This is a genomic window from Alitiscatomonas aceti (genome assembly GCF_025567195.1).
GTDB lineage: Bacteria > Bacillota > Clostridia > Lachnospirales > Lachnospiraceae > Alitiscatomonas > Alitiscatomonas aceti.
This window is the reverse complement of the sequence record NZ_JAOQJF010000003.1, coordinates 96,650-111,394: the sequence shown is the minus strand read 5'-3', so window position 1 is coordinate 111,394 and position 14,745 is coordinate 96,650. Positions and strand designations below refer to the sequence as shown.

General features: G+C 53.8%; 13 protein-coding genes. 1 reads left to right on the top strand and 12 read right to left on the bottom strand.

Annotated features, from left to right (window positions below; translation table 11 throughout):
* Positions 1–6: 6 nt before the first annotated feature.
* The 3 genes from dapA to OCV69_RS02290 all read right to left on the bottom strand — a co-directional run bounded on the left by dapA (position 7) and on the right by OCV69_RS02290 (position 2,350).
* Positions 7–891, bottom strand: coding sequence for a 4-hydroxy-tetrahydrodipicolinate synthase (gene dapA / locus OCV69_RS02300; RefSeq protein WP_158357292.1), 885 nt, complete (start codon positions 889–891; stop codon positions 7–9).
* Between the two features lie 142 nt (positions 892–1,033).
* Positions 1,034–1,519 carry a cob(I)yrinic acid a,c-diamide adenosyltransferase gene (locus OCV69_RS02295; RefSeq protein WP_022274132.1) on the bottom strand — a complete coding sequence of 162 codons (486 nt, stop codon included), beginning with the start codon at positions 1,517–1,519 and terminating at the stop codon, positions 1,034–1,036.
* A 204-nt stretch (positions 1,520–1,723) separates the two neighbouring features.
* A complete protein-coding gene (locus tag OCV69_RS02290) occupies positions 1,724–2,350 on the bottom strand; it encodes a single-stranded DNA-binding protein (RefSeq protein ID WP_158357290.1) in 627 nt (208 codons plus the stop codon).
* A 266-nt stretch (positions 2,351–2,616) separates the two neighbouring features.
* Between OCV69_RS02290 and OCV69_RS02285 the strand changes: the two genes are divergently transcribed.
* Positions 2,617–3,471: a YihY/virulence factor BrkB family protein gene (locus tag OCV69_RS02285; protein ID WP_158357288.1), complete on the top strand. Its 855-nt coding sequence runs from the start codon at positions 2,617–2,619 to the stop codon at positions 3,469–3,471.
* A gap of 46 nt (positions 3,472–3,517) precedes the next feature.
* On the opposite strand, the gene OCV69_RS02280 is transcribed toward OCV69_RS02285, so the two are convergent.
* The 9 genes from OCV69_RS02280 to OCV69_RS02240 form a co-directional block, all read right to left on the bottom strand.
* Positions 3,518–4,780, bottom strand: coding sequence for a hypothetical protein (locus OCV69_RS02280; RefSeq protein ID WP_158357286.1), 1,263 nt, complete (start codon positions 4,778–4,780; stop codon positions 3,518–3,520).
* Between the two features lie 481 nt (positions 4,781–5,261).
* Positions 5,262–6,059, bottom strand: a complete 798-nt coding sequence (locus OCV69_RS02275; RefSeq protein ID WP_158357284.1) for an ABC transporter ATP-binding protein — start codon at positions 6,057–6,059, stop codon at positions 5,262–5,264.
* Positions 6,059–6,982 carry an ABC transporter permease gene (locus OCV69_RS02270; RefSeq protein WP_158357282.1) on the bottom strand — a complete coding sequence of 308 codons (924 nt, stop codon included), beginning with the start codon at positions 6,980–6,982 and terminating at the stop codon, positions 6,059–6,061. Before OCV69_RS02270 ends, OCV69_RS02275 begins: the two co-directional genes overlap by 1 nt.
* Before the next feature lie 29 nt (positions 6,983–7,011).
* Complete coding sequence (locus OCV69_RS02265; protein ID WP_158357280.1) at positions 7,012–8,091, bottom strand: ABC transporter substrate-binding protein; 1,080 nt, start codon at positions 8,089–8,091, stop codon at positions 7,012–7,014.
* 205 nt (positions 8,092–8,296) lie between these two features.
* A complete protein-coding gene (locus tag OCV69_RS02260; protein WP_022274137.1) occupies positions 8,297–8,749 on the bottom strand; it encodes an NUDIX hydrolase in 453 nt (150 codons plus the stop codon).
* A gap of 122 nt (positions 8,750–8,871) precedes the next feature.
* Positions 8,872–10,791 (bottom strand): alpha/beta hydrolase family protein, encoded by a 1,920-nt coding sequence (locus OCV69_RS02255; protein WP_158357278.1) that lies wholly within the window; start codon positions 10,789–10,791, stop codon positions 8,872–8,874.
* A 55-nt stretch (positions 10,792–10,846) separates the two neighbouring features.
* Entirely contained in the window at positions 10,847–11,866 is a 1,020-nt protein-coding gene (gene galE, locus OCV69_RS02250) for a UDP-glucose 4-epimerase GalE (RefSeq protein WP_022274139.1), read from the bottom strand.
* A 134-nt stretch (positions 11,867–12,000) separates the two neighbouring features.
* Positions 12,001–13,428, bottom strand: coding sequence for a peptidoglycan D,D-transpeptidase FtsI family protein (locus OCV69_RS02245; protein ID WP_158357276.1), 1,428 nt, complete (start codon positions 13,426–13,428; stop codon positions 12,001–12,003).
* Positions 13,394–14,737: an FtsW/RodA/SpoVE family cell cycle protein gene (locus tag OCV69_RS02240; protein ID WP_158357274.1), complete on the bottom strand. Its 1,344-nt coding sequence runs from the start codon at positions 14,735–14,737 to the stop codon at positions 13,394–13,396. The genes OCV69_RS02245 and OCV69_RS02240 overlap by 35 nt, the downstream gene beginning before the upstream one ends.
* Positions 14,738–14,745 lie beyond the last annotated feature (8 nt).

Here is a 14,745-nt window from a genome sequence, read left to right as displayed (position 1 = left end):
AGAAATTTATAAAAGTCCGAATTTTTCCATTTCTTTCTTTAAAAGCTCCTGGTGAGCCGGTTCCATCTCTGTCAGCGGAAGCCTGGGCACTCCCACCTGTTTCCCCATGAGATTTAAGGCCGCACGCACGGGGATCGGATTCACCTCGCAGAACAGGGCCTTAATGAGGGGCAGAGCCTTTAACTGGAGCTTTCTGCTGCCCTCCAGGTCTCCCTGGAAGAACTTTTCACAGATATCATGGGCCGTTCTGGGCGCAATATTGGAAAGGACAGAGATCACTCCTTTTCCTCCCAGAGCTAAGAGCGGAACGATCTGGTCGTCGTTGCCGGAATACAGATCCACGGCTCCATCTGATAACTGCATGATCTCCGCAATGGCGGAAAAGTTCCCGCTGGCCTCCTTCACGCCTACGATATTGGGCACGTCCCGACAGAGATCCACGATGGTCTGCGGAGCGATGTTTACGCCGGTACGGCTGGGAATATTATAAAGGACTGCGGGGATCTTGATGGCGTTGGCCACAGCTGTAAAGTGAGCCTTTAATCCATTCTGGGTGGCCTTATTATAATACGGGGACACCAGAAGCACGCCGTCGGCTCCCGCTCCTTCCGCTTCCTCAGAAAGGGTGATCGCCGTCTTTGTGCAGTTGGAGCCGGTTCCCGCGATCACGGGGATCCTTCCCTTCACTCTCTCACAGGTAAAGCGGATCACCTCCAGATGCTCCTCCTCTGTGGTGGTGGCAGATTCTCCGGTGGTTCCCATGGAGACGATACAGTCCGTATGGCCTGCGATCTGCTCCTCAATGAGCTCATCCAGTTTATCAAAGCTGATCTCGCCGTTTTCTTTAAATGGTGTTACGATGGCAACACCTGCACCTTCAAAAATAGCCATATGCTCCTCCTCCAAAAAAGAGCCGACATCCGCCAAGACGCCAGCTCCAAAACTTCATCCCTCGTTTTCCATAATCCTATCATCAATCCAGGGAATTGTCAACTTTTAAATTTCCGCCTGACAGGCCCGGGATCCCCGGCCATTACAGATTTTCCACATAGGAGATCTGATCCGCATACTGCCGGATCTCATCGGGGCAGACCCGTCCGGTCATGATCAGATCCGTCTCGTCGTCCGCAGACTGGAGGAAACGGATAAATTCCTCCCTGGAGATCACCTCCTGGTCCACCAGGCCCAGGACCTCGTCCAGGATCAGCAGGTCACACTCTCCCGTAGCCATGACCTTTTTTGCAAAATTAAAGCCGTTCCTCAGATTCATGGTCTCTTCCTTTTTCTGGTCCTCTGGAAGATCCTCAAAATAGCATCGGGAACGCTCGAAACGAAACACCTTCATCTCCAGATCCATGCGCTCCAGGATCTCCAGGCTCCTTTCCTCCAGAACGCCCTTTAAAAACTGCACGATGATCACCTTTTTCCCGGCCAGGGCTCCCAGCAGTCCATACCCCACTGCGGAGGCAGATTTTCCATTTCCGGGACCATAGATTATGCGTATCGTATTTTTTCTCATGTCCAGCACCTCATCCTTTATGTACGATCCGTTTTCACAGATATATTCAGTAAGATGGATCTAAGCCCGCATATCTTAACACATTTTTTCGTATTTTGCAAGTTTTCCTTAAACAGGAGCTAAGACCGCCCTGGGGCTTCCCTGTCTGCGGCGGGCCGCCTCTTCAGGAAACCTCCCTTCTTCCGGACCCTGCTGTCTCCCGGATCACTGGCAGCATTCCAGCTTGCTGACCGATACCTCATACGCCGTCCTCTTCTCACACTCGGTCTCACTGAGCTTTTTCGTGTATTCCCGGCTCTGGACCCGGCCCCAGATCTGGATCCTGGTCCCCACGGAAAATCCCGAGGCAAACCGGGCGTTCCTTCCCCAGGCGATGCAGGGAATGTAGTCAGACTTCCCATAAGGACGGTTCACGGCCACCAGAAGGTCCGCGATCTCCCGTCCCAGAGGCGTTTTCCTGTATATGGGCTCCTTACATATGTATCCGTCCAGAAAGATCTGGTTGGTCTTGGTATAATCGGTAAATTCCTCTAAAAACTGTACCTCCCGCACGAACACAGAAAGCACCAGGCGGTTTTTCACGCCTTCATGGCGGTTATAGGAACGGAACTGGCCGTCAGCCTCGATGGTGCAGCCCCGGTAATCCCTTGTCACATCCATAAGCCGCTCCGAAACCATAAGAGGGATCACATCCGCCTGCTCGCTGAGCCGGCTGACAGAAAGATCCACAAGATAAAATCCCTCCCCGAACACTGCATGGCTGAATGTAAAGTCTGATACGATGGTTCCGATGACCGTGACCCTGTTGTTTTCCATAACTTTTTCTGACATAGTATTTCTCCTTTATTCGATATGATCAGTCCTTCTGACCGGCCGTTCTCTCCGGCACACTATAATATGTATTCAGCCGTTTCTTTTCTTAGAACAAAAAGATCCATGTTTCGTTCGACATAAACTGCCATGGTTCTCCTTGTCATTTTTCTCCCGTCATGCTAATATCTTTTTATGATACCAGGACTCTGATGCCGGTCAGCAGAAAGGACCCGGCTCCCGGACCGGTACCCCCGTACCCATATTATGGAAAGGAGACTTGTCCTATGATCCGTTTTTTACTGGAATGCAAACGGCTCTTTGAAAAATATTCCAAAGACGAAATGTCCGTCTATGCGGCCCAGGCCTCCTTTTTTATCATCCTGGCCTCCATCCCTTTCCTCATGCTCCTTTTATCCCTGATCCAGGCCACGCCTCTGGTGAACGAGTCCGATCTTCTGTCCCTGGTGGTCCAGATGGTGCCGGATACCCTGGACGGCCTGGTGGTCTATGTGCTGGACAGTCTCCATTCCGACTCTCCCATGGCCCTTTTGTCAGCCACGGCCATTGCAGCCCTCTGGTCCTCCTCCCGGGGAATGTTAAGCATCGAGCGGGGCTTAAACCGGGTCTGGGGCACAGAGATCCAGAGAAACTATATCGTCCGCCGGATCATCTGCGCCGGATATACAGTCCTTTTTTCCCTCATGTGTCTTTTGTGCATGGTGCTCCTGGTGTTCGGGGAGCAGATCCAGAAACAGGTCTGGGCCTGGATCCCTTTGATGTCCACCTTTGATTTTCTGGCCTTTCCTGTGAGAGGCCTGGTCACCCTGGCTATTTTATTTATATTTTTCCTGGCTATTTATGCGGTCCTTCCTTTCCGCAGGCTTTCCGTTAAAAGCCAGACGCCGGGAGCTGCCTTCGCAGCCGTGGGCTGGGCCCTGTTTTCCACCGCATTCTCCATTTACTTCCGGTATTTTAAAAATTTCACTGTGACCTACGGAAGCCTGGCGGCAGTGATCCTGATGATGCTGTGGCTGTATTTCTGTATCTGTATCCTGTTCATGGGCGCGGAGATCAACTGGTGGTGGGAGCTTCACGCCCCATCCCGGAACTGGAACCTGGCTCACTGCCCGCATAAGTAAAAGGGACCGGAGCCCGGCAAAACGCCGGACCCGGTCCTTTCTCCTTTTATGGCTCCGCGAACCCCAGAGCCTCTATATTTTCCCGTGTCAGTGCCCTATAAAGAGGCTGGATCTCCTCCTCATCCCCCAGACATTCCTTTCTCCATTTCGCATAAAACGCCCCGTCCTTTACTGCCCTCTTATTATAGTCTCCATCCCAGCCTGCCGGCATCAGATAAAAGATCAGACCGTCGCCATCCTCATCGATCTCGTCCGGGAACTTCTCATCCATCACACCCTTATCCCATGCATCCATACTGCCATAGGACTCATATACATCCCTTTCCGGATCATAACGGTAATAGTTCTGGGGCCAGACCCGGCCCGCCAGCCCCTGGTTATGGGACCAGTCCGCCGATGCGCTGCCATTTTTATAATATCGGACTTCCGGGAATTCGTTCATCTCCAGATAACATTCTTCGCCGTCGCAGCCGTATACAAATTCCCCCATCCCAGCCACGCATGCGGCCGTCCATTTTAACAACAGTTCCTCTTTCCCGTCTCCGTCCACATCACAGATCGCAAAGCTATTTTTCTGCGTTTCCTCCTCGTCTCTGTAATCCAGCGGCCTCCCATCGGGAAGGAGCCCTTGACTGTATGCGTCCCAGAGGATTTTTCCATAGGACGCCGGCAGACTGGCACCGGACTCTATAACAGCCATCTCCGCCTCCTGTCCATCCTGCCCAGACTCCGCTCCGTCAGTCCCCGGCAGCCGTTCCCAGTACATGGTCTCTCCCATGGTTTCTGTGGTCAGATACCAGCTCCCATCCTCCGTCACAGGGATCACTGCAAAGGACGCAGGACTTCCTCCTCTCCCCTCTGGCTCATAGGGCGTTATATCTGCCACGAGGATCCCGTCTTCCTCCCGGACCGTACCCTCTCCGCCTAAGACAATCCCCAGATAAAAGGAAAAGCTTCCGTCCGCGCCAATGGTCATCTGGCTTCCCTCATGAATCCCGGTCCCAAACATTTCCTGGAGATCTCCAAACTCCTTCAGATGATCCTCTGTCTTTGTCCCGGCCAGCCGCCAGTTTCCGGCGGCCGCCTCCAGGATTCCTCCGGTCCGGGCATCCTCTGCCGGGGAGGTCTGTGCTTCTGTCCGGGCAGGCTCCGCAGGGGAGGTCTGTTCCTCTGTCCAGGCAGGCTCCGCAAGGGAAAAATCCGCTTCTGCACCCTTTCCGCAGCCGGAAAGCACCGCCGCCAGCACCGCCATTCCCGCAAACACTCCGGCCCTTTTCCATCCGGCCGCACCCGTATTCTCTCGTCTCATTCCGCCGTCCTCCTTCGCTCCTCAGTCCGTTTCCAGTTTTTTTCATTGTAGCATAGAACTTCCTCCTGTTTTTTAAGTTTTATTTACTTTTTTTTGTTTTTCCATATACATTTTATATCCCTATCCATCGCCTGGAAGCCAGAGCCAGCAGGTGTGACATAATCTGACCTTATCGTTTTTGACGGAATTGTATATTTCCGCACATTATGGTCCGTTTACAAATTATTTTACAAATCCCGGAGATCGCCAGTGCTGCCGTAAAAAAGGAAGGCCAAAAGGGAAATGCACCCCTCTCAGCCTTCCTTTTATCTTATCTGCATATCCTGGGCAGGTCAGCTCTGTTCCCGGTCTCCAGGCCAGTCCCAGTCCGGCAGATGGCATTCACAGAATCGCCAGCCGCTAGGATGTCCTGGAGTTGTCTCCGGTCCGGGACGCCGCTCGAGAAACCGTCTCCCGGCCCTCCAGAACCTGTCTGGATCCCTTACTTCGCCAGCATCATCCGGTCGTTGGCGAACTCGCCGCCGCTGGCCTCTCCAAACTTCTTTAACAGATCCTCCACCTGGAGGTTCTTTTTTTCCTCTCCCGCCACATCGTAGATGATGCGGCCCTCGTGCATCATGATCAGACGGTTTCCGTACTGGATCGCGTCCTTCATGTTGTGGGTGACCATAAGGGCAGTCAGCTCCCGCTCTTTTATGATCTCATCGGTCAGCTCCAGTACCTTTTTGGCAGTCTTGGGATCCAGGGCCGCCGTGTGCTCGTCCAGAAGGAGGAGTTTGGGCTTTTCCAGAGTCGCCATCAGAAGCGTCAGCGCCTGGCGCTGTCCCCCGGAAAGAAGACCCACCTTACTGGTCATCCGGGTCTGGAGCCCCAGCCCCAGCTTCGTCAGGGCTTCCCGGTAAAAATCCTTTTCGTTGGCCCTGATGCCCCAGGAGAGTCCCCGCTTCCTTCCTCTCCGGAGGGCCAGAGCCAGATTTTCCTGGATCTCCATGCCCGCGGCCGTTCCCCGCATGGGATCCTGGAACACGCGGCCGATGTACTGGGCCCTTTTATATTCCGGCTCCCTGGAGATATTGACGCCGTCGATCTCGATCTTCCCCGAATCGATGGGATATACCCCGGCGATCATGTTCAGCATGGTGGATTTTCCGGCTCCGTTTCCCCCGATGACCGTCACAAAGTCGCCGGGATCCAGATGAAGGTTCAGACCGCAGAGGGCCTTTTTCTCATTGATGGTTCCTTTATTGAATGTTTTCCGTACATTGGTGATCGTAAGCATTATGAATCCTCCTCCCCTGTTTCCGAATATTCCTTCCTGGCCCTCCATTTTCCCAGAAGCACAGGAACGCTTAAGGAGAAGGCCACAAATACGGCCGTAAACAGGTTCATATCATTGGTCTCCAGGCCCACCCGGAGCACCAGGGCACGGATCAGGAAGTAGATCACAGCGCCCACCACCACGGAGCTCAGCTTGCAGGCAAAGTTAATGAGCCGTCCCATGAGCACCTCGCCGATGACAATGGCAGCCAGGCCGATGACGATGGCGCCGCGGCCCATGTTGATATCCGCATATTTCTGGTGCTGGCACACCAGGGCTCCGGAAAGCCCCACCAGGCCGTTGCTTAGCATCAGTCCCAGAAGCTTCATCCGCTTCACATTGACTCCCAGGGCGCGGATCATGTCCTCGTTGTTTCCCGTGGCCCGGAGAGCGCTTCCGATCTCTGTTCCGAAAAACCAGTACAGCACGGCCACAATGAGAACGGCCGCAGCCACGCCCACCAGGATCGACGCCTGGGCCTGGGTGATCCCCAGGCTGTCTCCTACGCTGGAAATGAGTGTTTTCAGCTTTAATAACGGAAGATTGGATTTTCCGCTCATGATCCGTAAGTTTATGGACCACAGAGAGATCTGGGTCAGGATCCCGGCCAGGATCGCCGGGATCTCCAGGACCGTATGCAGGATCCCCGTCACAGCGCCCGCGGCCATTCCGGCCAGCATAGACAACAGGAGCGCTGCCAGTGTATCCAGATCAAAATTAATGATCAGAGTGGCGCAGACGCACCCTCCCAGGGCAAAGCTCCCGTCCACCGTCAGATCTGCGATATCCAGAAGCCGGTAGGTGATGTACACGCCCAGTACCATGATCCCCCACAGGACGCCCTGTGCCACAGCGCCCTGCATTGCAACAAGTATACCACTCATTTTTCTTTCCCCGCTTATCCTCTTTTTTCCTATTCTACGATCTCAGCGCCTTCCAGGCCGGAAATATCGATCCCCAGAGCGTCGGCTGTGGTCTTATTGACTGTCAGAGCACAACGCTCTGCCGGAAGGTAGCCGATGGGCATTTCTGCCACATCTGCACCCTTTGTAAGGATCTCAATGGCCTGCTCGCCGGTCATGTAGCCCAGCTGGTAGTAATCAATGCCGTAGGTGGCAAGTCCCCCGGCGTTTACCATGCCGGCCTCTCCGCAGATCACCGGGATCTGGTTGTCCGTGGCGATCATGGCAACGGTGGACATACCGGCAGCGATCACATTATCCGTAGGCGCATAGATCACGTCCACCTTGCCCACCATGGACTCCACCACGCTCTGGATTTCGTTGGAGCTGGGAACCGTATACTCCTCACAGGAAAGCCCCGCCTCCTTACAGGCCTCTTCGGCCATGGCGATCTGGAGCTGGGAATTGCTTTCTGCCGAGCAGTACAGGAAACCCACTTTTTCTGCGTCGGGAAGCAGCTCCTTCAGCAGATCGATCTGCTCCTTTACCGGCGTCAGATCCGAGGTTCCCGATACGTTGACGCCGGGCTTTTCATTGTCGTTTACCAGCCCGGATTCTGCCGGATCGGTCACAGCTGTCAGAAGCACCGGGATCTCCTCTGTCACGCCGGCCACTGCCTGGGCCGCCGGAGTGGCAATGGCAAGGATCAGATCGCTGCCGTCGTTTACCAGCTTCTCTGCAATGGTCATACAGTTGGCCTGTTCGCCGGAGGCATTCTGCTGGTCTGCCTCATAATTGATACCAGCCTCGTCCAGGGCCGCGAAAAAGCCCTTGTTGGCAGCGTCCAGAGCGTCATGCTGGACCAGCTGGAGCACACCGATCTGATACGTTTCTCCCGATGCGTCTGCCTCTTCTGCCCCGGCGGCTTTGGAGGTCTCCTGCCCGGAGCTTTCCGCTCCCGCTTCTTTTGCCTCACTCTTTGCAGCCGTTTCTTTTGCGCTGTCTTTACTTCCGGAGCCGGAACAGCCTGCCAGCGACATGGCCATGGCCCCCGCCAGAATTAAGGATAATACTTTCACGTTCTTTCTCATAATACAGATTCTCCTCCGCAATAAAATTCATAACACAGATTGTACTACAAAAAAGCTGTTACGTCAACAGTACATAACTTTAAATTTCATGAAGTTCAACGCGCTAAAGTTAAATTCCGGCAAACATCCACAGATCCTGCCATGCAGCAGGGAAAAGGGCAGAAAAAAGGAAGGCGCACCCATGGGCCCACGCCTTCCTTTGCCTTTAAAAATATTTTTTGTTGCCCCAAAGGTTACTCCGCTTCAGGTCCAGGTACTCGTTATAGGCTTTTTCCAGGATCTGCTTCTCATTGGAGAATTTCAGAAGATGGTAGGCCTCATAAAACTTGTAGTATCCGGAATCCACGAAATATTCCTCCCGCTGTGGTTTGCTGTAATAACTGTCTGCCATCATCAGATACCAGTGTACGTCCTTTTCCACCGTATCCTGGGGCGTGCTGAAAGAATACTGGCTCTTTCCGATATATTTAATGATCGAAGCGGTAACGCCAGTCTCCTCCTTCACCTCCCTGAGGGCGGTTTCCTTAAACTCTTCGCCCGGTTCCACAGTTCCCTTGGGCAGGACCCAGCCTTCATATTTGTTCTTGTAATTCTTATAAAGGACCAGGATCTTGCCGCGAAATATAACCACACCGCCACAGCTCGTTGCCTCTATCATTGCAATCCCTCCTGTTGTAAGACGCCAGAGAGGCCGCCTTATTTGGTGTGTCTGATACGCTGGGACTAGTATACTTCTTTTTTGACAGTTTTGCAACCCACGTTTTATAGGATATATTTTTCCTATTTCAGATATTTTTCAAACCACTCCATCATTTCCGAAAGTCTGCGGAGCCGGTGGGAGGGCTTGCCGGACCGGGACAGCTCATGGTTTTCCCCATGGAACAGGCACATCCGGGTCTCTACGCCAAAATATTTCAGGGCAGAGAACATCTGGAGGGCGTCGCCCATATAGCAGCGGTAGTCCTCGTCCGACTGGATGAACAGGGTGGGCGTCTTGGCCTTATGGGCGTATTTTAAGGGTGAGCATACCCACATCTTATCCGGGCTGTTCCAGGGATCGCCGGCCGTCTCCTGGAGGTCGAAGGAATATCCAATATCTGTGGTCATGCTGAGGGAGATCCAGTTGGAGATGCTCCTCTGGGAGGCCGCCGCCGCAAACCGGTCGGTGTTTCCGATGGCCCAGTTGCACATGAAGCCTCCATAGCTTCCGCCCATGATCCCCACCCGCTTTTCATCGATCTGGGGATAGCGCTTTAATACCTCGTCGGTCATGGCCAGGCAGTTTTCAAAATCCACGGTGCCATACCGGCCGGAAAGGTCTGCAAAGGCGTTTCCGCGGCCGTCGCTACCCACGGGGTTGGTGAAAAATACAAAGTAGCCCGCATTGGCAAAGGCCTGGCTTTCATGGAAGAACACCGGGCCAAAGGTGGCTCTGGGGCCGCCGTGGACCGTAAGGAGCGCCGGATATTTCTTTTCCGGATCGAAGCCTGCCGGCTTCATCACATAGCCGTCCAGCTCCACGTCCTTATATGTAAAGGTAAATTCCTCCACCGGGCATACGTCCCGTTCCGCCAGCAGTCCGTCGTTGAAGGCCGTGAGCTTCTCTTCCTTCCCGTCCTTCAGACGGTAAATTTCCGTCAGCCCCATATCCCGCATAGCGGTATACCATACGGCTCCGGCTCCCAGGGATAAGGTATGGACGCTACCCTGGCGGTCGTAAAGGGTCTCAAAATTCCCCTCTGCGTCCACGGAGCAGATGACGCTCTGCTTTCTGAAGGTGGAGATGAAATAGATCCTTTCGTCATCGTGGACGATCCCTTCCCCGTCTGCAAATTTACAGTCGCTGCAGATGGAGTTATGAATGCTCCGGTCGAAGAATGCCAGCTCCTTAAGCGTTCCATCCTCCAGACGGAAAAGCTGCGGATTCTCATTGACGCCATAGGTCTTCATTTCCGATCCGAACAGTGTGACGCTTCCCTTTAAGATGCAGGCATAGTCGATCCGCATCCGGTCCTGGGGGATCAGTGTTTCCCGTTCATAGCCTTCCAGTCCCACCCGGTAGAGGCCCGGTCTCCAGGATTTCAGATCCGTATACTGGACTCCCGTATACAGGAGGCAGTCCTCCTCCAGCCAGAAATTCTCCACAGTTTCGTATTCCGGGGTTATGATCTCCAGGGTTTCCTTCTCTCGGTCGTAAACGGCCAGACGGTTCCGCTTTTTATTGACCACGCCCTTTCCGTTGGCCCAGAAGGGAAGCTCGTCAAAGACCTCATAATCCTTTTCCTCTTTGGCGTACTCGTATTTCACGGACATGAATACCTTGTTCCCGCATACGGCGAATTTTCCCACAGCATAAGGAACGGCAAAGGAAAACTCCGCCTCTCCCCCGTGAAGGCCGATGGTATAAAAGCAGGTCCAGGTCTCTCCGTCCTCGATCTTATCTTTATATTCCTTTTCCCGGCAGCCGGCAAAGAGAAGCGTTTCCCCGTCGATCCAGGAAAAATTCCTCTCTTTTCTTCCGGACGTCAGCTTCCGGACGCTTCCGTCGAAAAGATCCATGGTCCACAGACAGGAATCATAGCAGTTTTCCTTTTCGTTGACGTCCACCACTGCAAAAACGCCGTGCTTTCCATCTGGAGCCGCTGTGAGCCCTGTGGGATAATGATAGTTCATAAAATCTCTGATATCGATCTTCTTCATGTAAGCCCCTCCATAAAAAGGCCATGGGAAAGCTCCCGATGGCCTTGTTTTTCTTTTATGCTTCTCTGTACCCGTTGGGATTCATGGACTGCCATCTCCATCCATCGGCGCACATATCGTCGATCCCGCGTTTTGCTTCCCAGCCCAGCTCTTCCTTCGCCTTTGCAGCGTCTGCATAGCAGGTGGCGATGTCGCCGGCCCGTCTGGGCTTGATCACATAGGGGATCTCTTTTCCCACAGCCCTGGAGAATGCATGGATCATATCCAGGACGCTGTATCCGTGTCCGGTTCCCAGGTTATAAATATAGACTGCCGGGGTATCCTCAAATTTCTTTAAGGCCTTTACATGGCCGTCTGCCAGATCCATCACATGGATATAATCCCGGACTCCCGTTCCGTCCGGCGTATCGTAGTCGTCTCCGAATACGCCCACCTCTTTCAGCTTACCCACAGCCACCTGAGTGATGTAGGGCGTCAGGTTGTTGGGGATGCCGGCCGGGTCTTCTCCGATCATGCCGCTCTCATGGGCGCCCACCGGATTAAAATAACGTAACAGGATCACAGTCCACTCCGGATCCGCTTTCTGGATATCCGTAAGGATCTGCTCCAGCATGCTCTTGGTCTGGCCGTAGGGATTGGTGCACTGTCCCTTGGGGCAGTCCTCGGTGATCGGCACAAAGGCAGGATCGCCGTATACGGTGGCAGAGGAGCTGAAGATGATCTTCTTTACTCCGTGCTTTCTCATAACGTCACAGAGCACCAGGGTTCCGGTGATGTTGTTGTAATAATACTCCAGGGGCTTGGCCACAGATTCCCCCACGGCCTTTAAGCCTGCAAAATGGATCACTGCATCGATCTTTTCCTTTTCAAAGATCGCCTCCAGCGCATCCCGGTCCAGCATATCCGCCTTATAAAAGACGATATCCTTTCCGGTCAGCTTTTTTACCCTCCGTAAGGATTCCTCGGAGGAATTGCTCAGATTATCGAAAACAACGACCTCATGGCCCTGGTTTAAAAGCTCCAGGCATGTGTGGCTGCCGATATATCCGGCTCCGCCAGTTACTAAAATTCTCATATTGTCACGCCTCTCTTTCCTGGATACGTATCTTTTCCGCCGCCGGTCTTTCCGGCTTCCCGGTCATTCTCTATTCTATCACGGCCGCTGGAAAAAAGGAATCCTTTTTTCCAGCAGTTTCAAGGAAGCCGGTCTCAGGGGATCAGATATGCGTCGAACAGCTTTTTTGCAATGGGGCCCGCCGTTCTTCCTCCGGAGCCGCCTTCCTCCACGATGACACAGACAGCCAGCCTCGGATCCTCCGCAGGCGCATAGCCCACAAACCATGCATGGGTCTCCTTCCCCGTCTCAAACTCCGCCGAGCCGGTCTTTCCCGCTGCCTGGTAGGCGTCCGTCCTTAAGGAGGAGCCGGTCCCTTCGTTTACCACCCGCACCAGCAGCTCCTTTAAAGCCGCCGCCTCGTTGGCCACCATCAGCTCCCCATAGGCCTCCGGCTTGAATTTTTTCACCGTCTGGCCGCCAGGATTCTCCACATGGTCCACAAAGTACGGCTTCATCAGGATCCCGTCATTGGCAATGGCTGCCATGACCATCAGATTGTGCATGGGCGTCATCAATGTGCTTCCCTGGCCCATGGCCGTCTGCATGATCTCCCAGTCCTCTGCATCCGCTTCCATCTGGTATACGCTTTGTTTATAAGGAATGGAGAGAGGCTGGTCCCGGTTGAATAAAAGCTGCTCGGACAGTCCCTTTAATCCGTCAAGATCCAGCTCCAGTCCCAGGGAAGCGAAGGCCCCGTTGCAGGAATTGGCAAAGGAAGCTGCAAAATCCTCCTCTCCATGGGCCGTTTTGTGGTAGCACTGGATCCGGATATTCTCATATTCATAGATCCCGTCACAGGAAAAGTGAAAGCCGTCATAGGCTCCCGGATGCTCCCTCATATATTCCAGGGCCGTGATGACCTTAAAGGTGGACCCAGGCGGGTAAAGTCCCTGGGTGGCCCGGTTCAGAAGCCTAGCCTCCTTACTGTCCCCGTTCACCAGGCTGTCCCATTCATCCTCCACTGTATTGGGATCAAAGGCCGGCTTGGATACCATGGCCAGCACCTTCCCTGTATCCGGCTCCATGGCGATCACTGCTCCCCTCCGGTCTCCCAGGGCATCCCAGGCCGTCTGCTGGAGACGCAGGTTCAGGGTCGTCGCCACATTGTCTCCGGTGCTCTTCTCTCCCGACAGCTCATCTATGATCTTTTCCATAAGGTTCACATGGGAGCTCAGAAGATGGAAATTCACCAGGGATTCCAGTCCTGTCTTTCCCATGGTGGAATAACCGGCCACATGGGCAAACAGTTCTCCGTAAGGATAGCTTCTCGCCTCCTTCCCGTCCTCTCCCACCACGGTCTCTGCGATGACCGTTCCGTCGTCAGCCAGAAGCTTTCCGCGGACCACCCGGTCCGCCATGCCGGCGATCCTGGCATTATATGGATTGTTGATCACATCCTCGCTCCGGAACTGGAGAAAGGCTCCCATATAGAGTCCCATGGCAGCGAACACACCCACCACGCCGTATGCAAACCACAGGATATTTTTATTGGCCCTGGGATTTGGCCTGGTCTTTTTCATCTTCCTCCTCCTCTCCGCGTTTTAAGATGTACAGTCCCTGGATGATGTTAAAAAGGATAAAGGTAGCCAGCACAGAGCTTCCTCCATAGCTGACGAAGGGCAGGGTCACGCCGGTGGAGGGGATGAATTTGGTGGCTCCGCCGACGGTCAGGAACACCTGGGTAATATAGACCGTTCCCAGTCCGAAGGCAATGAGCTTATAAAACATGGCCTGCATCTTCGTAGCGATCAGCATGAACTGGAGAAAGCAGCCCACGCAGATAAATAAAAGACAAAGAGCATAGATCCCGCCCAGCTCCTCAGAAACTGCTGAAAAAATAAAATCCTTATCCACCACCGGGATCTTTTCCGGCATTCCCTGGTAAAGTCCCATACCGAACCAGCCGCCTGTGCCGATGGCAAACAGGGACTGGGCCGCCTGGTATCCGATGTCATCCACGTCGGACCAGGGATCCCTCCAGGCCTGGACCCGCCGCCTTACGTGCGAAAACATATGGTAAGCCGCCACAGCGGCCCCGGCTCCTCCGGCAGCCCCCGCTCCCAGATAAAACCAGTTGGACGTGGCCACAAAAAGCATCATCAGATAGGACACAAAATAGATCAGGGCGTTCCCCAGATCCCTGGACGCAGCCAGAACCAGCACATGGGCTGCGGCTGCGGCCGTGGTCACGGCAATGGTCTTAAAGTCCGTGGAACGGTAAAACATGGTGGCCACAAAAAACACGAAGCTGATCTTCACAAACTCCGACGGCTGGAAGGAAAAGCCGCCGATGGAGATGGAAAGCTGGGCCCCATAGGACGTGTTTCCCAAAAGGCATACGGCGGACAGCAGGGCCAGCCCCAGGCCGCAGTAGATCCAGGGGATCTTTGCCAGCTGCCATACACGGTCAATGATCAGGGGTATGATCCATGTGATCACAGCCGCTGCCGCCACGATCACAAACTGACGCATGGCCCGGGAGGGATTTAACCGGGTCAGCATGATAAAGCTGGTGCATAAAAGCATACACGTATTATTCACCAGGAGCCTGGACACGTTCCGGTAAAAAAAGCGGTACAGATAAATATAGCACAGGAAGAAGATCACCTGGGCCCCGTAAAAGAACGCCAGGCTCTCCAGCCCCGTGTTTAAAACGATCACCATATTCGCCAGAAAGTGGAGCATGAACATGCAGACCAGCTGTCTGGAGCAGGCCAGATCCCGGCCCTCCTGATCCTTCATGGAGAAGAACCGGAAATTATAATATGTGTAAATGGCGATCAGAAGGATGATCAGGTATCTGGATACCTCCACAACAAGATTCGTCAATGTCTCAC

Coding starts and splice junctions, on each gene's coding strand:
- dapA (WP_158357292.1), bottom strand. CDS start 891: ATGGCTATTTTTGAAGGTGCAGGTGTTGCCATCGTAACACCATTTAAA.
- OCV69_RS02295 (WP_022274132.1), bottom strand. CDS start 1,519: ATGAGAAAAAATACGATACGCATAATCTATGGTCCCGGAAATGGAAAA.
- OCV69_RS02290 (WP_158357290.1), bottom strand. CDS start 2,350: ATGTCAGAAAAAGTTATGGAAAACAACAGGGTCACGGTCATCGGAACC.
- OCV69_RS02285 (WP_158357288.1), top strand. CDS start 2,617: ATGATCCGTTTTTTACTGGAATGCAAACGGCTCTTTGAAAAATATTCC.
- OCV69_RS02280 (WP_158357286.1), bottom strand. CDS start 4,780: ATGAGACGAGAGAATACGGGTGCGGCCGGATGGAAAAGGGCCGGAGTG.
- OCV69_RS02275 (WP_158357284.1), bottom strand. CDS start 6,059: ATGCTTACGATCACCAATGTACGGAAAACATTCAATAAAGGAACCATC.
- OCV69_RS02270 (WP_158357282.1), bottom strand. CDS start 6,982: ATGAGTGGTATACTTGTTGCAATGCAGGGCGCTGTGGCACAGGGCGTC.
- OCV69_RS02265 (WP_158357280.1), bottom strand. CDS start 8,091: ATGAGAAAGAACGTGAAAGTATTATCCTTAATTCTGGCGGGGGCCATG.
- OCV69_RS02260 (WP_022274137.1), bottom strand. CDS start 8,749: ATGATAGAGGCAACGAGCTGTGGCGGTGTGGTTATATTTCGCGGCAAG.
- OCV69_RS02255 (WP_158357278.1), bottom strand. CDS start 10,791: ATGAAGAAGATCGATATCAGAGATTTTATGAACTATCATTATCCCACA.
- galE (WP_022274139.1), bottom strand. CDS start 11,866: ATGAGAATTTTAGTAACTGGCGGAGCCGGATATATCGGCAGCCACACA.
- OCV69_RS02245 (WP_158357276.1), bottom strand. CDS start 13,428: ATGAAAAAGACCAGGCCAAATCCCAGGGCCAATAAAAATATCCTGTGG.